This window comes from Streptomyces sp. NPDC043427 (assembly GCF_056436655.1).
The window spans coordinates 147,458-164,169 of record NZ_JBWKCC010000019.1; the positions used below are offsets into that span (position 1 = coordinate 147,458).

Annotated in this window: 19 protein-coding genes; 10 read left to right on the forward strand and 9 right to left on the reverse strand. The window is 70.6% G+C overall.

What is annotated here, in order from left to right; genetic code table 11:
* Window positions 1-40: 40 nt before the first annotated feature.
* From AC067M_RS27755 to AC067M_RS27770, 4 genes are all read right to left on the reverse strand, one after another.
* Window positions 41-1,276 (reverse strand): MFS transporter, encoded by a 1,236-nt coding sequence (locus AC067M_RS27755; protein ID WP_478699749.1) that lies wholly within the window; start codon window positions 1,274-1,276, stop codon window positions 41-43.
* Window positions 1,277-1,380: 104 nt separating this feature from the next.
* Window positions 1,381-2,181 (reverse strand): sugar phosphate isomerase/epimerase family protein, encoded by an 801-nt coding sequence (locus tag AC067M_RS27760; RefSeq protein ID WP_478699750.1) that lies wholly within the window; start codon window positions 2,179-2,181, stop codon window positions 1,381-1,383.
* A gap of 11 nt (window positions 2,182-2,192) precedes the next feature.
* A complete protein-coding gene (locus tag AC067M_RS27765; protein WP_478699751.1) occupies window positions 2,193-3,134 on the reverse strand; it encodes a bifunctional helix-turn-helix transcriptional regulator/GNAT family N-acetyltransferase in 942 nt (313 codons plus the stop codon).
* 88 nt (window positions 3,135-3,222) lie between these two features.
* Window positions 3,223-3,837, reverse strand: a complete 615-nt coding sequence (locus AC067M_RS27770) for a dihydrofolate reductase family protein (protein ID WP_478699752.1) — start codon at window positions 3,835-3,837, stop codon at window positions 3,223-3,225.
* Between the two features lie 229 nt (window positions 3,838-4,066).
* On the opposite strand from AC067M_RS27770, the gene AC067M_RS27775 reads away from it, so the two are divergent.
* Genes AC067M_RS27775 through AC067M_RS27785 form a run of 3 tightly spaced genes read left to right on the forward strand, consistent with a single transcriptional unit; the run spans window position 4,067 to window position 5,982 of the window.
* Window positions 4,067-4,645, forward strand: coding sequence for a carboxymuconolactone decarboxylase family protein (locus tag AC067M_RS27775; protein ID WP_478699753.1), 579 nt, complete (start codon window positions 4,067-4,069; stop codon window positions 4,643-4,645).
* Window positions 4,642-5,502 carry an RNA polymerase sigma-70 factor gene (locus tag AC067M_RS27780; protein WP_478699754.1) on the forward strand — a complete coding sequence of 287 codons (861 nt, stop codon included), beginning with the start codon at window positions 4,642-4,644 and terminating at the stop codon, window positions 5,500-5,502. The genes AC067M_RS27775 and AC067M_RS27780 overlap by 4 nt, the downstream gene beginning before the upstream one ends.
* A 36-nt stretch (window positions 5,503-5,538) precedes the next feature.
* Window positions 5,539-5,982, forward strand: coding sequence for an ester cyclase (locus AC067M_RS27785; protein WP_478699755.1), 444 nt, complete (start codon window positions 5,539-5,541; stop codon window positions 5,980-5,982).
* 134 nt (window positions 5,983-6,116) lie between these two features.
* Here AC067M_RS27785 and AC067M_RS27790 read toward each other — a convergent pair whose 3' ends face one another.
* A complete protein-coding gene (locus AC067M_RS27790) occupies window positions 6,117-7,163 on the reverse strand; it encodes a LacI family DNA-binding transcriptional regulator (protein ID WP_478699756.1) in 1,047 nt (348 codons plus the stop codon).
* Between the two features lie 307 nt (window positions 7,164-7,470).
* On the opposite strand from AC067M_RS27790, the gene AC067M_RS27795 reads away from it, so the two are divergent.
* From AC067M_RS27795 to AC067M_RS27805, 3 genes are read left to right on the forward strand one after another with little or no spacing between them, the layout of a single operon-like run.
* Complete coding sequence (locus AC067M_RS27795; protein ID WP_478699757.1) at window positions 7,471-8,622, forward strand: Gfo/Idh/MocA family protein; 1,152 nt, start codon at window positions 7,471-7,473, stop codon at window positions 8,620-8,622.
* Complete coding sequence (locus AC067M_RS27800) at window positions 8,619-9,773, forward strand: dihydrodipicolinate synthase family protein (protein ID WP_478699758.1); 1,155 nt, start codon at window positions 8,619-8,621, stop codon at window positions 9,771-9,773. Before AC067M_RS27795 ends, AC067M_RS27800 begins: the two co-directional genes overlap by 4 nt.
* Window positions 9,774-9,808: 35 nt before the next feature.
* Window positions 9,809-10,609: a sugar phosphate isomerase/epimerase family protein gene (locus AC067M_RS27805; protein WP_478699804.1), complete on the forward strand. Its 801-nt coding sequence runs from the start codon at window positions 9,809-9,811 to the stop codon at window positions 10,607-10,609.
* Between the two features lie 50 nt (window positions 10,610-10,659).
* Here the strand turns inward: AC067M_RS27805 and AC067M_RS27810 are convergent, their stop codons facing one another.
* Together AC067M_RS27810 and AC067M_RS27815 are read right to left on the reverse strand one after the other, a co-directional pair.
* Window positions 10,660-11,133 carry a carboxymuconolactone decarboxylase family protein gene (locus tag AC067M_RS27810; protein WP_478699759.1) on the reverse strand — a complete coding sequence of 158 codons (474 nt, stop codon included), beginning with the start codon at window positions 11,131-11,133 and terminating at the stop codon, window positions 10,660-10,662.
* A 133-nt stretch (window positions 11,134-11,266) separates the two neighbouring features.
* Window positions 11,267-12,574: a pyridoxal phosphate-dependent decarboxylase family protein gene (locus AC067M_RS27815; protein WP_478699760.1), complete on the reverse strand. Its 1,308-nt coding sequence runs from the start codon at window positions 12,572-12,574 to the stop codon at window positions 11,267-11,269.
* Between the two features lie 185 nt (window positions 12,575-12,759).
* On the opposite strand from AC067M_RS27815, the gene AC067M_RS27820 reads away from it, so the two are divergent.
* Window positions 12,760-13,230, forward strand: a complete 471-nt coding sequence (locus AC067M_RS27820) for an Lrp/AsnC family transcriptional regulator (protein ID WP_478699761.1) — start codon at window positions 12,760-12,762, stop codon at window positions 13,228-13,230.
* Window positions 13,231-13,256: 26 nt separating this feature from the next.
* On the opposite strand, the gene AC067M_RS27825 is transcribed toward AC067M_RS27820, so the two are convergent.
* Together AC067M_RS27825 and AC067M_RS27830 are read right to left on the reverse strand one after the other, a co-directional pair.
* Complete coding sequence (locus AC067M_RS27825; RefSeq protein ID WP_478699762.1) at window positions 13,257-13,481, reverse strand: DUF397 domain-containing protein; 225 nt, start codon at window positions 13,479-13,481, stop codon at window positions 13,257-13,259.
* Entirely contained in the window at window positions 13,468-14,292 is an 825-nt protein-coding gene (locus AC067M_RS27830) for a helix-turn-helix domain-containing protein (RefSeq protein WP_478699763.1), read from the reverse strand. The genes AC067M_RS27825 and AC067M_RS27830 overlap by 14 nt, the downstream gene beginning before the upstream one ends.
* A gap of 407 nt (window positions 14,293-14,699) precedes the next feature.
* Here AC067M_RS27830 and AC067M_RS27835 point away from each other — a divergent pair, with 407 nt between their 5' ends.
* The 3 genes from AC067M_RS27835 to AC067M_RS27845 all read left to right on the forward strand — a co-directional run bounded on the left by AC067M_RS27835 (window position 14,700) and on the right by AC067M_RS27845 (window position 16,705).
* Window positions 14,700-15,029, forward strand: a complete 330-nt coding sequence (locus AC067M_RS27835) for a hypothetical protein (RefSeq protein ID WP_478699764.1) — start codon at window positions 14,700-14,702, stop codon at window positions 15,027-15,029.
* A gap of 130 nt (window positions 15,030-15,159) precedes the next feature.
* A complete protein-coding gene (locus tag AC067M_RS27840; RefSeq protein ID WP_478699805.1) occupies window positions 15,160-15,708 on the forward strand; it encodes a YciI family protein in 549 nt (182 codons plus the stop codon).
* A 121-nt stretch (window positions 15,709-15,829) separates the two neighbouring features.
* Window positions 15,830-16,705, forward strand: a complete 876-nt coding sequence (locus AC067M_RS27845) for an MOSC domain-containing protein (protein WP_478699765.1) — start codon at window positions 15,830-15,832, stop codon at window positions 16,703-16,705.
* Window positions 16,706-16,712 lie beyond the last annotated feature (7 nt).

Sequence of the window (16,712 nt, forward strand, 5' to 3'; positions counted from 1 at the left end):
GGTCCGGGATGCGAGTCGTGCCGGGAGCCGAGCGCGCGGCTCAGTGTTCGTGCGGCCGGGCTCCGCCGCGCAGCTCCGGTGTGCTCGTGGCGACGCAGGCGATGGCCAGGACGCACAGCAGGCCGCCGGTGACCAGGGAGGTCGCTCCGGAGGTCCAGCCCGCGACCAGCCCGGCGCGGAGGTTGCCGACGTGCGGGCCCGCCTGGCCGACGATCTGCTCGGCGGCCGTGACGCGGCCGAGGAGGGCGTCGGGTGTGCGGGTCTGGATGATGGTGCTGCGGGAGACCACCGAGATGGCGTCCGCCGCACCGGCCACCACCAGCAGACCGAGCCCCAGCCAGGGGCTCGTCGTGAGGCCGAAGAGGGCCAGGGCCGCGCCCCATGTGGCCGCGCCGCAGAGCATGACCAGCCCGGGCCGGGCGAGGCGGGTGACCGGGCCGGACAGGGCGGTCGCTGTGACGCCGCCGATGGCCAGGGCGGACAGGAAGAGGCCCAGCGTGCGCGGGTTGTCGTCGAAGCGTTCCGCGTTGACCAGGGGGAAGAGGCTGACCGGCATGGCCAGGACCGTTGCCGCGAGGTCGGTGATGAGCGCGCCTCGTACCACCCGGTGGCTCGTCAGGAAGCGCAGGCCGTCCAGGACGCCGCGCAGCCCGGCCCGCGACGGCTCGCCCTCGGGCGGCAGTGCGGGCAGGCCGAAGGCGCCGTAGAAGGCGAGGCCGAAGCTCAGGGCGTCCAGGAGGTAGCAGACACCGATGCTGGTCCAGCCGAGGAGCAGGCCGCCCAGCGCGGGGCCGGTCAGCATCATCGCCTGGGCGGTGACCTGGTTGAGCGCCAGGCCCGCCGCCACCTGGTCCTTGGGCAGCAGGCGGGGGACGAACACGCCCGCCGCCGGGCCGCCGACCGCCCCGAAGCAGGACTGCGCGGCGACCAGCGCCAGCACCCCCGCCACCGGTACGCCCCCGGTGAAGCCCTGCACGGCGAGGAGGACGGAGCAGGCCGCCTGGCCGACGGTCGCGACCAGGAAGATCCGGCGCCGGTCCCCGCGGTCCGCCCAGGCACCCGCGAACAGGCCGAAGACCACCATGGGCAGCGCCTGCGCCAGTCCCACCGCACCGCTCCACACCGTGCTGTGGGTCATGCCCCAGACCTGGTACATGACGGTGACCATGGTCATGAAGCCGCCCAGCACGGACACCGTGCGCCCGATGAGCAGCCGCCGGAAGACGGGGGAGGTGCGCAGGGGCCGGACGTCCATCAGAGTCCGGGAGAGGCTCATGAGGGCATGGCGGGGCGCGGCGGCGAGGGCTGGTTCACGGCGCGGAGGCTAACCCGCCCCGGCAGCCCCCGCCAGCGAATTACGGCAGGCGCGGTCCGTGCTGCCTACGCCGACTCATTGAGCAGCCGCGACAGGTGCTCCCGTCCCGCGCCCAGCAGATCCGGCAGGGGCGCCGCGTCCTCGTACCACCGCTTCTCGTACTCCCAGCACAGCCAGCCGTCCCAGCCGTTCCGGGAGAGGACCTCGACGGACTCGGCGAGCGGGAGGACGCCCGTGCCCAGGGGCAGCGGGGTGGTGTCGTCGGCGGAGGCGATGTCCTTGACCTGGACGTAGCCGAGGTGAGGGGAGAGCGCCGCGTACGTCTCCGAGGGCTGCTCGCCGCCCAGCCAGGTGTGCATGACGTCCCACAGCGCGCCCACGTTCCGGTGGCCCACCAGGCCCAGGATGCGCATCGCGTCGGCGCCGGTGCGGTGCGAGTCGTGGGTCTCCAGCAGGATGCGCACGCCGAGGTCGGCCGCGTACTCGGCGGCCGTGCCCAGCCGCCGGGCGGCGACGGCGTCGGCCTCCTCGGTGGACTGGCCGGGGTCGGCGCCGGGGAAGACGCGGATGTACGGGGCACCGAGGTCGCGGGCGAGGTCGAGGAGGCGGCGCACCTCCTCGATCACCGGGTTGTCGTCGCCGGGCGCGGCCACGCGCGCGTACCCCGCGATGCCGAGCACGTCCACTCCCGCCGCCTTGAACTCGGCGGCCGCGTCGGTCCGTTGGGCGAGGTCGAGGCCGGGATGGACCGGCTCCTCCGGGTGCGCGCGCAGCTCCACGCCGTGATAGCCGTGGGTGGTCGCGAGCCGCAGGACGTCGGGGAGGGGGAGGCCGGGTACGCCGAGGGTGGAGAACGCCAGTTTCATGGTTCTTACTGTCACTCGGTTGTGCCGCGCAGGTCCAGCCGCCAGTCCTGGCCGTTCAGATCTTGACCGAAGGAGCGGTGCGGTTTCTCGGCGACGAGGACGAAGCCGTGACGCTGGTAGATGCGGCGGGCGGCGCCGAGGATGTCGTTGGTCCACAGGACGATGTCGCGGTAGCCGACCTCGCGCGCGAAGTCGACCAGCGCCCCCACCAGCCGGTCGCCGATGCCCAGGCCCCGTGCGTCCGGTTCGACGAGCAGCAGCCGCAGCCGCGCGGTGCCGGGGGTGTCGTCCCGTACGCACATCACGCACCCCACCGGCCGCCCGCCGACCTCGGCGATCCACGTCCGCTCCAGGTACGGGTCGTGGTCCTCGGCATAGTCGGCGACGATCCGGGCGACCAGGCCCTCGTAGTCGGCGTTGAAGCCGTACTCGGAGGCGTAGAGGGCCGCGTTCCGTTCGATGATCCAGCCGAGGTCGCCGGGGGCGGGCTCGCGCAGGACGACGTCCTCGGCGGTCGGTGGCCGGTGGCCGGTGCCGAGGACCGTACGAATCGTGCGCATCGCCTCCGCGAGCCGCGGCCGGTCGCCGGGGGCGACGCCTTCCAGCAGCTCGCCGACGCTCTCCCGGGCCCGCTCGTCGAGCAGCCCGGCGACGTCGCGGCCCCGCTCGGTGAGGATGATCCGACGGCGTCTCGGGTCCTTCTCGGACGGGGCGCGCTCGACGAGGTCGTCCTCCTCGAACTTGTTGAGGATGCGGGTCAGGTACCCCGAGTCGAGCAGGAGCGTGGTGCGCAGGTCGGCCGCGTCCGTACCGTCGCGAGGGGCGTGCGCGAGTTCGTACAGGACGCGGGACTCGGTGAGGGTGTAGGGGGCGTACAGGTGGCGGCCGTAGTCGAGGGCGCCGATGACGTTGGTGTAGAAGCGGTTGAAGGCGCGGATGTCCTGGACGGTCATGGTCAACCCCGATCCCCGGATCCCTGATTGCTGACTCAGTCAGAGAAGTTGTCCGGGGTCGAGCCTAGGCGCCCGGGCGCGACCCCCGCTACCCCTCGGCGCTCGAGCCCTCCGCGGTCGCCGGGCGGTAGACGCACACCTGGGTGCCCGTCTTGGCGGTCGTCGTCGAGACCAGCTCCAGCGGCTGCTTCGCCCCGTCCGCCGGGAAGATCGACTTGCCGCCGCCGAGCAGTACGGGCATCCGCATGAGGATCAGCTCGTCGACGAGACCTTCGCTCAGGAGGGTGCGTACGAGGCTGGGGCTGCCCATGACGAGCAGGTCCCCGCCCTCGGAGGCCCGCAGCTCACGCACCCGCGCGACGGCCGCGTCACCGCGGATGAGGGAGGTGTTCTCCCAGCTCAGGTCGTCTTCCGCCAGGGTCCCGGACACGACGTACTTCCGAATCGAGTTCATCCGGTCCGCGAACGGGTCCCCGGCCCGCTCCGGCCACGCCCCCGCCATCGCCTGCCACGTCCGCCGCCCGAACAGCAGCGCGTCGGCCTTCCGCAACGCCCCGTCGAAGGCCCCGCCCACGACCTCCGGGTCGAAGAACGGATGGGTCCACCCGCCGTGCGCGAACCCGCCGTCGGTGTCCTCCTGCGGGCCCCCGGGCGCCTGCACGATCCCGTCGAGACTGATGAACGCGCTGACGACGACTCGCATGTCACTCACTCCGTTTCAACCGCTCGGTGCACTGTCTCCGCCCGCTCGGGCGGCTACGGCAATGAAGACAGACGTACGGCCCGAAAGTCATCGCTGAACCGCGAGCAAACCCGACGAGTTTCGTCATCCGCTTCGGCCGCTGATCCATGACTGGTTGTCACGTTCTCGGGTCCGGCGGTGTCTTCATGTCGAACAGGCAGCCAGGCAGGCAACGCACAAGGAGAACACCATGGCGCTGCGCGTCCCGAAGGCCGAGCTTCCCACCGAGCTCAAGGAAAACATGATCAAGCAGCTCGGCGAAGTGCCCGAGCCCGTCGAAGCGGTGTGGCACAGCCCCGAGGTCGCCACGTCCAATCTGGAGTTCTCGGCCAAGCTGGCCGCGTGGGACGCGGCCGACGCGAGCCTCAAGTCGTTCGCGCACATGGCTGTGGCGGCACAGGTCGGCTGCGGCTGGTGCCTCGACGTCGGCTATTTCCAGGCGCAGAACCAGAACCTGGACCTCGTCAAGGCGAGCCAGGTGCCACGCTGGCGCGAGTCGGAGGCGTTCAACCCGCTGGAGCGGGACGTCCTCGAGTACGCCGAGGCCATGACGAACACCCCGCCGACCGTCACCGACGAGCTGTACGCGGGCCTGCTCGACCGGCTCGGCCCCGCCGCGATGGTCGAGCTCACCGCGTACATCGCCTTCGTCAACATGGCGACCAGGAACAACAACGCCAACGGCGTCACGTCGCAGGGCTTCTCCGATGCCTGCGAGATACCGCTGGCCGAGCGCCCCCAGCCGTCCGGCGTGGCGCCGACGGCATGACCCAGGACCCGTTCGTCACCCACCGCAGCCTGCTGTTCACGGTCGCCTACGAGATGCTCGGTTCGGCGGCCGACGCGGAGGACGTGCTGCAGGAGTCCTGGCTGCGGTGGGCCGACGTCGACCACACGCAGGTGGGTGAACCACGGGCGTACCTCGTCCGGATCGTCACGAGGCAAGCGCTGAACCGCCTGCGGACGTTGTCGCGCAGCCGCGAGGACTACGTGGGCGAATGGCTGCCGGAACCGCTGCTGACCAGCCCTGATGTCGCCGAGGACGTCGAACTCGCGGAGAGCCTCTCGATCGCGGTGCTGACCGTGCTGGAAACGCTCGGGCCGACGGAGCGGGCGGTGTTCGTGCTCCGCGAGGTCTTCGACATGCCGTACGGCGAGATCGCCGAGGCGGTCGGCAAGTCCGCGGTCACGGTGCGGCAGATCGCACGGCGCGCCCGCGAGCACGTGGCGGCACGGCGGCCCCGTATGCAGGTGAGCCGGGCGGAGCAGCAGGCCGTGGTGGAACGGTTCCTGGCCGCGCTGCGCACCGGGCAGGTGCAGGAGCTGCTCGACGTCATGGCACCGGACGTGGTCCTGATCGCCGATGGCGGCGGGCTCGCGGCCGCCGCCGCGACTCCGGTCCACGGGGCCGATCTCGTGGCGAAACTGCTCACGCGCGCGGGCCGGGCCGCGTTCGAGACGACGACCGTATGGCTCAACGGCGCCCCCGCGGGCCGGATCGAGAGCGACGGCCGGCAGGCCGCGGTGAGCCTCGTGGTGGAGAACGGGCGGGTCACCCGGATCTACGCGACGGCAAACCCACGGAAGCTGACGCGGCTGGAGGAACCGGCCGAACTCTCCAGGTGAGCCCACTGCACACGTCACATTCGTTCAAGGAGCCACATGCCAACAGCTCATGCGACAAGCAACAGCACGACGCTCAGCCGCTTGCACGACGCCGTGAACACCGGCGACGCAGGGGTCATCTCGCAGACCATCGACGAGGTCGTCGCACCGGACGTGCTGTTCCACGCGCCGGTACCGAGCGGTGCGACGGGCGTACAGGCACTCAAGCAGGTGTGGGCGGTACTCCTTCGCGCCTTCCCCGACCTTCATGTCACGGTCGAGGACATGATCGCCGAGGGGGACAAGGTCGTCTCCAGGAACACGGTCACCGGGACCCACCTGGGCGAGTACGGGGATGTTCCGCCGACCGGCAAGTCCGTCAGGTACGACGAGATCTTCGTCTTCCGCCTCGCGGGCGGTCGAATCGCCGAGATCTGGGGGGTCGTCGACCTCCTCTCGCTGATGCGACAGCTCGGCGTGGTTCCCGGACGCCCTTCGTGACAATCGCCGATCTCGGCCCGCCCGGCGCTTGAGGCCGAGGCCCCTCAGACCGAAGCGGGTCGGCGGAGCCGCGTCCCAGCAACGGTGGCGGGGCTGGGGGCGGCAGGCCCCAGGCCACCCCCAGCCCCCGCCCCTCAGCCCCGAGGCCCCCCGGAAGACCCCCGAACCATCAACTCCCCCCGCACCACCGCGATCCCCCCGGGCGGCGGTTCCTCCCGCCCCATGGCGATCCGCCCGGCCCGCGCGCCCGCCTCCGCCAACGGCAACCTCACCGTCGTGAGCGAAGGCACCGCGTCGATGCTGAACGGAAGGTCGTCGAAGCCGGCCACCGACACGTCCTCGGGGATCCGCAGCCCGGACTCCCGCAGCGCGGCGCACGCGCCCAAGGCGACGGAGTCGTTGGCGGCGACGACCGCCGTCAGCGTGGGGTCCCTGCGCAGCAGCTCCAGCGTCGCCTCGTAGCCGGACCGCCGGTCGTAACGCCCGTGGACCGTCCACCGGGGGTCCTCCTCGATGCCCGCCGCCGTCAGCGCGGCCCGGTGCCCCTCCAGCCGGTGTCGTGTCGTCGTCCGCTCCTCGGGGCCGGCGATGTAGCCGAGGCGCCGGTGGCCGAGCCCGATGAGGTGCTCGGTCAGCTCCCGCCCGCCGCCGCGGTTGTCGAAGGTGATCGCGATCGCCCGGGTGTCCGGCGCGGGCGGCCGCCCGCACAGCACCACGCGTGTCCCGGCGTCCGCCAGCTTCCGCAGTTTGGACGTCATGGCCGCCGCGTGCGGCTCGTCCTCGATCGCGCCGCCGGTCAGCACCACGGCCGCCGCCCGCTGACGTTGGAGCAGGGTGAGATAGGTCAGCTCGCGTTCCGGGGAGCCCCCGGTGTTGCAGACGACCGCGAGTCTCTCCCCGCCCGCGCGCCCGCCCGGGCCGCCGATCTCCGACTGGATCGCGCCGGCCATGATCCCGAAGAACGGGTCGGCGATGTCGTTGACCAGGATGCCGACCAGGTCGGACGTGGACGCGGCCAGCGCGCTCGCGGGGCCGTTCAGCACGTAGTCCAGCTCGTCCACCGCCCGCAGCACCCGCTCCCGGGTGGTCGCCGCCACGGGATAGTTGCCGTTCAGTACGCGCGACACCGTCGCGGGGGAGACCTGGGCGCGGGCCGCCACGTCCGCCAGGGTCACCGTCATCTGTCGTCCTCCGGTCGCGCATCTCGTCGTACGTCCTCGTACGCCCCCACACGCCCTCGTAGACAGGCCGCCTCGCGGGCATGGTTCCGGGCGTGTCAAGCAATGTCGAGCCGACCTTACGGCCAGGAACCCCGGTTGTTCGCCCCCTCGAACAACTCGGAGTGGACACGGTCTTGTCTGGACCGCTGGTCAGAGGCTAGCTTCTCATCAGATAGAAAGCGCTTGCTGTAACGCTCATCAGTAGGGGGCGTACGCGGCGCGCACATCCGCGTACGACGCTGCGTACGACACCTACGAAGGGACAGCCGTGACACGCAAGACGGTGCGTATCGCCATGAACGGCGTGACTGGACGCATGGGCTACCGCCAGCACCTGGTCCGCTCCATCCTGGCCATTCGTGAGCAGGGCGGCCTCGACCTCGGCGACGGCACCGTGCTGTGGCCGGAGCCGATCCTCGTCGGCCGCCGCGAGCACGCGCTGAAGGCGCTCGCCGAGCAGCACGGCCTGGAGCACGTCTCGACGGACGTGGACGCGGTCCTCGCGGACCCGACCGTCGAGATCTACTTCGACGCGCAGGTGACCTCCGCCCGCGAGGAGGCGATCAAGAAGGCGATCGCGGCCGGAAAGCACATCTACACGGAGAAGCCGACGGCGACGGGCCTGGAGGGCGCCCTCGAACTCGCCCGGCTCGCGAACGAGGCCGGCATCAAGCACGGCGTCGTCCAGGACAAGCTCTTCCTCCCCGGCCTGCTCAAGCTGAAGCGTCTCATCGACGGCGGCTTCTTCGGCCGGATCCTCTCCGTCCGCGGCGAGTTCGGCTACTGGGTGTTCGAGGGCGACTGGCAGACCGCCCAGCGCCCCTCCTGGAACTACCGCGCCGAGGACGGCGGTGGCATCGTCGTCGACATGTTCCCGCACTGGGAGTACGTCCTGCACGAGCTGTTCGGCCGCGTGAAGTCCGTCCAGGCCATCGCCACCACCCACATCCCGCAGCGCTGGGACGAGAACGGCAAGCCCTACGACGCCACCGCCGACGACGCCGCCTACGGCATCTTCGAGCTCGACGGCGGCGCCATCGCCCAGATCAACTCCTCCTGGGCCGTCCGCGTCAACCGCGACGAACTCGTCGAGTTCCAGGTCGACGGCACGGAGGGCTCGGCCGTGGCGGGCCTGCGCAACTGCCGTGTGCAGCACCGCAGCGCCACCCCCAAGCCCGTCTGGAACCCGGACATCCCCGCCACCGAGGTCTTCCGCGACCAGTGGCAGGAAGTGCCCGACAACGCCGACTTCGACAACGGCTTCAAGGCCCAGTGGGAGCTGTTCCTCAAGCACGTCTACGCCGGCGCCGACTACCACTGGGACCTGCTCGCCGGCGCCCGCGGCGTCCAGCTCGCCGAGCTGGGCCTGAAGTCGTCGGCCGAGGGCCGCCGCCTCGACGTACCGGAGGTCTCCCTGTGACCATCCAACTGCCCGACGGCAAGGGCGGCCTGCGGACCTACGAACCCCGCACGGAGCCCCTCGCCCTCACCACCGGCGCCCCCTTCACCTCCCGTACGGTCTTCTCGGCGGCGCACGTCGTCGCCGACCCGTACGCGGACGTGACGCCCGACTCGCCCGCCGCCGTCGACTGGGACGCGACCCTCGCCTTCCGCCGCCACCTGTGGTCCCACGGGCTCGGTGTCGCCGAGGCCATGGACACCGCCCAGCGCGGCATGGGCCTGGACTGGGCGGGCGCGGCCGAGCTGATCCGCCGCAGCGCCGCCGAGGCCAAGGCGGTCGGCGGCCTGATCGCGTGCGGCGTCGGCACCGACCAGCTGACCGGCCCCGCGTCCCTCGCCGAGGTCCGCGCGGCCTACGAGGAGCAGCTCGCCCTCGTCGAGGCGTCCGGCGCACAGGCGATCCTGATGGCCTCCCGCGCCCTCGCGGCCGCCGCGTCCGGCCCCGAGGATTACCTGGAGGTCTACGGCCACCTGCTGCGCCAGGCCTCCGAGCCGGTGATCCTGCACTGGCTCGGCCCGATGTTCGACCCGGCGCTGGAGGGCTACTGGGGCTCGTCCGACCTGGACACGGCGACGGACACCTTCCTGGAGGTCATCGCCGCGCACCCCGACAAGGTCGACGGCATCAAGGTCTCGCTGCTGGACGCCCAGCGCGAGATCGACCTCAGGCGCAGGCTGCCGCAGGGCGTCCGCTGCTACACCGGCGACGACTTCAACTACCCCGAGCTGATCGCGGGCGACGAGAAGGGCTTCAGCCACGCCTTGCTCGGCATCTTCGACCCGCTGGGCCCGCTGGCGGCGGAGGCGGTACGGGTCCTGGACACGGGTGACCCGGCGGGCTTCCGGGAGCTCCTCGACCCGACCGTGGACCTCTCCCGGCACCTCTTCCAGGCCCCCACCCGCTTCTACAAGACGGGCGTCGTCTTCCTGGCCTGGCTGGCCGGCCACCAGTCCCACTTCACCATGGTCGGCGGCCTCCAGTCGGCCCGCTCCCTCCCGCACTTCACCCGCGCCTACGAACTCGCCGACGGCCTGGGCCTCTTCCCGGACCCGAAGCTGGCGGAGGAGCGGATGAAGAACCTGCTCGCCCTGTACGGAGTGACCCAGTGACCGCCGAGGACCTCGCCCGCTTCAGCATCAACCAGATGACGGTCAAGCAGCTGTCGATGCCGGAACTGGTCGAGGCGTGCCTGGAGTTGGGCGTGCCGGGCGTGGGCCTGTGGCGTGAGCCGGTCCAGACGTACGGCCTGGAGGCGACGGCGAAGCTGGTGCGCGACGCGGGCCTGGCGGTGACGACGCTCTGCCGGGGCGGCTTCTTCACGGCGATCGACCCGCAGGAGCGGGCCACGGCCCTGGCCGACAACCGCCGCGCGATCGAGGAGGCGGCGGCGCTGGGCACGCAGGTGCTCGTCCTGGTCTCCGGCGGCCTGCCCGCCGGGTCGAAGGACCTCCACGGCGCGCGGGAGCGCATCGCGGACGCGCTGGCGGAGCTCGGGCCGTACGCGGAACAGCACGGCGTACGGCTGGCCATCGAGCCGCTCCACCCGATGTACGCCTCCGACCGCTGCGTGGTCTCCACCCTCGCCCAGGCCCTGGACCTCGCGGAACGCTTCCCCGCGCACCAGGTGGGCGTGACGGTGGACACGTACCACATCTGGTGGGACGACACGGCGCCGGAGCAGATCGCCCGGGCGGGTGCGGGCGGCCGTATCCACACCTTCCAACTGGCCGACTGGACAACCCCGTTGCCCGAGGGCGTGTTGACCGGTCGTGGCCAGATCGGCGACGGCTCGATCGACATGCGCGAGTGGCAGCGCCACGTCGAGGCCGCGGGCTACACCGGTCCCATCGAGGTCGAGCTGTTCAACGACGGCCTGTGGGCCCGCGACGGCCGCGAGGTACTGGCGGAGACGGCGGCGCGGTTCGTGGCGCACGTGGACCGCTGACGTGCAGGGATGGCCGGCCGTGGCCGGCCGGCCATCCCGTCGTCGTCGGATCAGGCGAACATGCCGGGCTCGTAGTCGCCGGCGGGCTGCTGGACGATGACGTTCACGCGGTTGTACGCGTTGATGAGGGCGATGAGGGACACCAGGGCGGCGAGCTGCTCGTCGTCATAGTGCTTGGCGGCGTTCGCCCAGGCCTCGTCCGTGACACCGCCGGCCGCGTCGGCGATACGGGTGCCCTGCTCCGTCAGCTCCAGGGCGGCACGCTCGGCGTCGGTGAACACCTTGGCCTCCCGCCAGGCCGCGACCAGGTGGAGGCGCTGCGCGGTCTCCCCGGCGGCCGTGGCGTCCTTGGTGTGCATGTCGGTGCAGAAGCCGCAGCCGTTGATCTGGCTGGCGCGGATCTTCACCAGTTCCTGCGTCGCGGCGGGCAGTGTCGAGTCCGCGATCACCTTGCCCGCCGAGTTGATGTACCGGAAGAACTTGGCCGCGACCGGGTTGCCGAAGAGGTTCAGACGTGCGTCCATGGTGCACTCCTATGCCGTCGTGAGTGGTTACACCTCATTGACGGAGCGGCTCGCCAAGATGTGACATGACCGCCAACGGTTTACGCACCCTTGGCCGGGGCGAGGCCGTCGAAGTGACCAAGCCGGTCACGCACTAGCGGAGCGTGTGGAGCGTGTCGATGACGTCGTCGGCACGGGTGTCCGGGTTGACGAAGGCCATGCGGAGAACGGTTGCGCCGTTCCACTGGGTCGGTACGCACAGCACGGCGCCCGCATCGGCGGCTCGGGCGGACCATGACGCGTAGTCCTGCGGGCCCCATCCAGGGCGTTCGAAGAGGACGACGGACAGCTCGGGATCGATCATGACGCGCAGATGGTCACTGGCGCGTATGGCGTCGGCGACCAGTCGGCTGGTGGTCAGTGTCTGTTCCACGGCACGCGTGTACCGCTCGGTTCCGTGGACGGCCAGGCTGAACCAGAACGGCAGACCGCGGGCACGGCGGCTGAGGTGGAGGGCCAGGTCCGCCGGATTGTGGACGTCGCGGTCGATGGCATCGAGATAGTGCGCCGACTGACTGTGCGCGGCGCGGGCCGCTGCGGGATCCCGGTAGAGCAGTGCGCAGCAGTCGTAAGGCGCGAAGAGCCACTTGTGAGGATCGACGATGAAGCTGTCGGCGCGTTCGATGCCGGTGTAGAGGTGCCGCACACTGGGTGCCGCCAGGCCCGCTCCGCCGTAGGCACCGTCGACGTGCAGCCACACGTGGTGCCGTGCGCACGCGTCGGCGATGTCATCGAGGTCGTCGATCAGACCGGCATTGGTGGTCCCGGCGGTCGCCACCACGGCGAACACGCCGGTCGTGGCGTCCAGGACCGTGTTCACGGCAGCTCCGGTGAGGTGCCCCCGCTGGTCCACGGGTGCGGTGACGACCTCGACATCCATTGCTTGTGCCGCGGACCTGATGGAGGAGTGGGCGCTGTCGGCACACACCATCTTCCAGCCGTCCGTCGGCCGGGGCCGGGATGCGGCGGCAGCGGCGCGGGCCGTGATGAGAGCCGAGAGATTGCCCATGGTGCCGCCGCTGACGAAGCATCCTGCTGCGGTACTGGGCCACCCGAGCAGTTGGGTGAGCCAGGTCAGCGCCTCGTTCTCGGCGTGGATGGCACCGGCTCCCGACTCCCAGGTGCCCGCGAAGATGTTCGCCGCGCCGGTGACCGCGTCGAAGGCGAGTGCGGCACGAGTGGGAGCCGCAGGGATGTACGCGAGGTTCATCGATCCGTTCTGGGCGCGGGTGGCGGGTGCCAGGACTCGGTCGAACAGTTTGAGGGCCGCGGCGCCGCCGATTCCCCAGGGGGTGATGGCCGTACCGGCTGCGAGAGCGAGGTCCGCGGCGGAGCGGGCGCCTGCCACAGGATCCGGAGCCTGCAAGATGCGCCGGCCCGCGTAGTCCATGGCGGCTGCCACGATCGCGTCCTCATCACCCCATACCCGGCGGTCGACGCGGGGCGCCCTATTCACTGACGTGTTATCGCATTGCGCTTTTTGCATAGCGGGAACCTAGGAAGGTGCATCGGAATGCGCAATATGCTGCAAGATTTCTGAGCAGAATGCTCAATGTTGTGCGCCCGTGCTGTGCCATACTGAGCACCATGCGAAACGTCGACGCTCTCGACGCCCGGATCCTTCTGGCGCTCGACGAGGACCCGCGGGCCACGACGGTTGCCTTGGCCGACCGACTCGGTCTGGCCCGCAACACCGTGCAGGCGCGTCTGAAGCGACTTGAAGAAAGCGGTCAACTGAGGGAGCACAGTCGGCGCGTGGCGCCCGCGGGTCTCGGCTATCCGCTGCTGGCCCTCATCACGATGTCGATCAGCCAGCGCGTGGGACATCCCACCCGCGAGGCGATCCTGCGCATTCCCGAGGTGGTCGAGTTGCTCGTCACCACCGGCGACGGCGACCTGCTCGCCCGCGTTGTCGCCCGGGACACCGAAGACCTGCACCGCATCACGAACCTGTTGCTGGAAGCGCCTGGGGTGGTCCGGTCCAACACCACCATCGTCCTGCTCGAGGTGCAGCCCTTCAGCGTCCGGCCCCTGCTGGAGCGGCACGCCGGCTCCTGACGCGGAGCGGGTGTGCGGTCACAGCGCTAGCCGAGGTGGCCTGCCTTGACGGCGGTGACGAACGACGTCCATTCGGTCGTCGAGAAGACCAGTGCCGGGCCGGTGGCGTGCTTGCTGTCGCGGACGGGGATGCCGGGGTGGCCGCCGCGAGCTACCTCAAGGCATTCGCCCTGGTCGCCGCCGCTGTAGCTGGACTTGAACCATCCGGTGAAGGTGGACGAGCCGGGGACCGTGTGCTCACTGCTGACCATGTACGTGTTCCTCTGCTGCCGCCCTGACAAGGGTCAGTGACTCCTGCTGCGACATCGCGTCGCTCAGCGCAAGAGCGTAGGCCGTCTGACTGGCCGCTACCAGCGCTGGATCATCCATCAGGTTGCCGGTGAGGAAGCCTTCGACGTAGGCCACCAGGGCGGAATCCTCGAAGCTCATGAGGGTGAGCAGGCTCTGCTGGAGCGGGTGAGCTCCGACGCCGTAGGGCAGGACATGCAGTCGAAGTCTTCCGGCCTCGGCCAAGTCCGCGATCTTGTGCAGCTGTTCCGCCATGACCTGCGGGCCATCGACGCGGCGTCGCAGGACGGACTCGTCGAGGAGCGTCCAGACGACCGGATTCAGCGGTCCGTCGAGGATCCGGGAACGCTTGGTTCGAATGACGACTTCGCTGTCAAGTTCCTCGGCCGTGTAGTTGGGGCGGTATGCGCTGAACACCGCCCTCGCGTAGGAGGGAGTCTGGAGCACGCCAGGGACCAGCGAGAGCGCGAACTGCTGGATCAGAGTGGCTTGTTGTTCCAGCTCCGCCACTGCCGCGAAGTGGTCGGTGTACTTGGACTCCAGGTCTTCCAGCCACCGCGCGAAGAACCCGTCCGTCCCCAGCGCCCGGTCGATCCGCCGCGCGTCGTCCGGCCTCGGCAGCCGCCTCCCCGCCTCGAAGTGGCTGATGAGCGTGGGCGAGCACACGACCTGGTTGCCCAGCTCCTCCTGTGTCAGGTCGGCTGCCGTCCGCCGCAGCCGCAGTTCCTCCCCGTACTTCTCCCGTGCCGTCCGCGGCTTGCGGATCTCGTCCACGCGACCAACTCCCCAACTTGAAAAGCTCGCTGTCAACCCCCGGGCACTAGCAGCGTAGCCAGCGATGACGTCACTCTGTGATCGATTCGCCACAGAACGCAGTCGCCCCGTGTGGCAGCAAACCCCCGCGGTCGAAGCGGTCGACCCGGGGGCGTGGCCAACCTGACCCGAAAGCAGGCTGACGTGTCCGACCCTATCGCCCTTGTCGCATGGCTCTTGGAGCCTTTGCTCCGTCTTCTCCTCCCGCCTGCCGGACGGCGGCGTCGAACGGCGCCACCGCCCACGCCTCCGTGCACATGCCGGCACCTCGGCGGCCCGACGTTCCACCGCACGGGAGAGCGCCCACTGCGCGGCGAGGACAACGCACTCGTACGCCCCTACTTGCTGGCGCACGAGAGGGCGGGCGTATGAACGACGTTTACGACGGGGGGAGTGACGGCCACACGCTCGGGCGCCTGCTCCCCTGGTCGAGCCCGGAGGGAAAGCCCTGCTACCTCCTCACCGGCGGTACCGGCCCCGTCTCCCGGCTCGCCGACAAGGTCGAAAGCGCCCAGCTCGGCATGGCGGACCATCTCCTCGGTCACGCCACCGAGCTGCTCGCCGAGCCGCGCCTGACCGCCGAGGAACTGCGCTACCTCGCCGACCGGCTCAGGGAGTCCCTGCTGGACGTCAGGCGTGTGGCGGAGAGTCGGGGAGAACGGCTGACGCAGGTCGGTCCGGCTCGGGACGAGGCTTGATCTCAAGTGCGGTTGCGGCTTCATGCTCACCGGCATGACCACGAAAGCCATCGACTGCCACGCGTTCGAAGCGTGCGGTCCGTTGCGAAAGTCTGTTGAGATGCTGCCGTACGGTGGGGAGGCTTGGGGCATGGAGTACTTCTGCTACCACCGCGACCGGCCCGGATCTGTCACGTTGCGCGAGGAGTTGCTGGAAGAGCACTGGTCGTACATGGACGGGTACGCGAAGGAGCTGATCGCTCGCGGGCCGACTTTCGCCGACGACGGCGAAACGCCCACCGGCAGCGTGCACATCGTCGACCTGCCTGACCCCGCTGCGGCCCGCGCGTTCGCCTTCGACGAGCCCAACTACCAGGCCGGCGCGTACCGGGACGTGCTGCTGCGTCGGTGGCGCAACCTGCTGGGGCGCACGATGTGGGACTTTCCCGGTGGCCCGACCGGTGGCAACCGGTACCTGGTGATCGGCCTCGGCGCGGGGCAGCCCGCCGACCTCGACGTGCCGCCCGGCCGCGACGAGCTGATCGCGTACGGGCCGCTGCTGTCCGACGACGGCGCCACCTGGCTGGGTACGGCGGTGCTGCTCAGGGCCCCGGATCCGGACACGGCACGCGCCGTTCTGACCGCGGACCGGTATGCCGGCATCGAGGTCCACGACTGGGAGTTCGGCGGGCGGCGATGACCCGAGGACGCGCCACGCCGGCCTCGCCTGCCGGTTGAGCGCAGGAGCGGGCCGCGCATGCCCGCACCCGACCCCCGGCCTCCAGTCCCTGGTACGGGCCCGAAACTCAGTGGAGCATGAAATGCGGCAAGCCGTCGCCGCTCTGTGGCGTCACCCGGTGAAATCCATGCTCGGTGAGCGCGTTCCAGCCGTCGAGGTGACCGACCGGGGGCTCGCGGGTGACCGGCGGTTCGCGTTGGTCGACCGGGAGAGCGGGAAGGTCGCCAGCGCCAAGGCGCCCCGGCTGTGGCGGGAGTTGCTGCGCTGTACGGCGACGACCGCCCAAGGCGGGGTTCTCGTCACCGGGCCGGACGGTTCCACCTGGCACAGCACCGACAGCGGCGTCCACCAGGCGCTCTCGGCGTTCCTGGGCCGCGAGGTGACGTTGGTGGACGCCCCGTCGGCCGGGGCCGTACTCGAACGGTCCCGGCCCGAGCAGGTGCTGGAGGACGGGGTCACGGCGCAAGTGGACGCCGATGTCGTCGAGTTCGGCTCCGCCGCCCCGCCCGGCACCTTCTTCGACTTCGCGCCGGTTCACCTGATCACCACCGCGACACTGAGGCGCATCGCCGCACTGAACCCACGCCGCACCGTGGAGGTCCAGCGGTACCGGCCCAACCTGGTGATCGACACCGACGACGAGGGCTTCGTCGAGCACGACTGGATCGGCCGTACCCTGCGCGTCGGCGACCGCCTCACACTCCGCGTGATCGCATCGACGCCCCGGTGCGCCGTGCCGACCCTGGCCCACGGCTCCCGGCCCCGCGATCCCGACGCGCTCCGCGTCCTCGCCGCCCACCACCGCGTCCCCGCCATGCCGGGCCGGGCGGCGGAGCCGTGCGCCGGGGTGTATGCGCAGGTGGTGGCAGGTGGGGCGGTCCGGGAAGGGGACGCGGTACGGCTTGCGGGCGGCGCAGCCTCCAGGGCTCGAAAAAACTCCGGAAAGAAAACGGAATGAGGATGCA

What these genes read in the sequence shown, in the direction of transcription:
- AC067M_RS27755 (WP_478699749.1), bottom strand. Translation starts at nt 1,276, where the DNA reads ATGAGCCTCTCCCGGACTCTGATGGACGTCCGGCCCCTGCGCACCTCC.
- AC067M_RS27760 (WP_478699750.1), bottom strand. Translation starts at nt 2,181, where the DNA reads ATGAAACTGGCGTTCTCCACCCTCGGCGTACCCGGCCTCCCCCTCCCC.
- AC067M_RS27765 (WP_478699751.1), bottom strand. Translation starts at nt 3,134, where the DNA reads ATGACCGTCCAGGACATCCGCGCCTTCAACCGCTTCTACACCAACGTC.
- AC067M_RS27770 (WP_478699752.1), bottom strand. Translation starts at nt 3,837, where the DNA reads ATGCGAGTCGTCGTCAGCGCGTTCATCAGTCTCGACGGGATCGTGCAG.
- AC067M_RS27775 (WP_478699753.1), top strand. Translation starts at nt 4,067, where the DNA reads ATGGCGCTGCGCGTCCCGAAGGCCGAGCTTCCCACCGAGCTCAAGGAA.
- AC067M_RS27780 (WP_478699754.1), top strand. Translation starts at nt 4,642, where the DNA reads ATGACCCAGGACCCGTTCGTCACCCACCGCAGCCTGCTGTTCACGGTC.
- AC067M_RS27785 (WP_478699755.1), top strand. Translation starts at nt 5,539, where the DNA reads ATGCCAACAGCTCATGCGACAAGCAACAGCACGACGCTCAGCCGCTTG.
- AC067M_RS27790 (WP_478699756.1), bottom strand. Translation starts at nt 7,163, where the DNA reads ATGACGGTGACCCTGGCGGACGTGGCGGCCCGCGCCCAGGTCTCCCCC.
- AC067M_RS27805 (WP_478699804.1), top strand. Translation starts at nt 9,809, where the DNA reads ATGACGGTCAAGCAGCTGTCGATGCCGGAACTGGTCGAGGCGTGCCTG.
- AC067M_RS27810 (WP_478699759.1), bottom strand. Translation starts at nt 11,133, where the DNA reads ATGGACGCACGTCTGAACCTCTTCGGCAACCCGGTCGCGGCCAAGTTC.
- AC067M_RS27820 (WP_478699761.1), top strand. Translation starts at nt 12,760, where the DNA reads ATGCGAAACGTCGACGCTCTCGACGCCCGGATCCTTCTGGCGCTCGAC.
- AC067M_RS27825 (WP_478699762.1), bottom strand. Translation starts at nt 13,481, where the DNA reads ATGGTCAGCAGTGAGCACACGGTCCCCGGCTCGTCCACCTTCACCGGA.
- AC067M_RS27835 (WP_478699764.1), top strand. Translation starts at nt 14,700, where the DNA reads ATGAACGACGTTTACGACGGGGGGAGTGACGGCCACACGCTCGGGCGC.
- AC067M_RS27840 (WP_478699805.1), top strand. Translation starts at nt 15,160, where the DNA reads ATGGAGTACTTCTGCTACCACCGCGACCGGCCCGGATCTGTCACGTTG.
- AC067M_RS27845 (WP_478699765.1), top strand. Translation starts at nt 15,830, where the DNA reads ATGCGGCAAGCCGTCGCCGCTCTGTGGCGTCACCCGGTGAAATCCATG.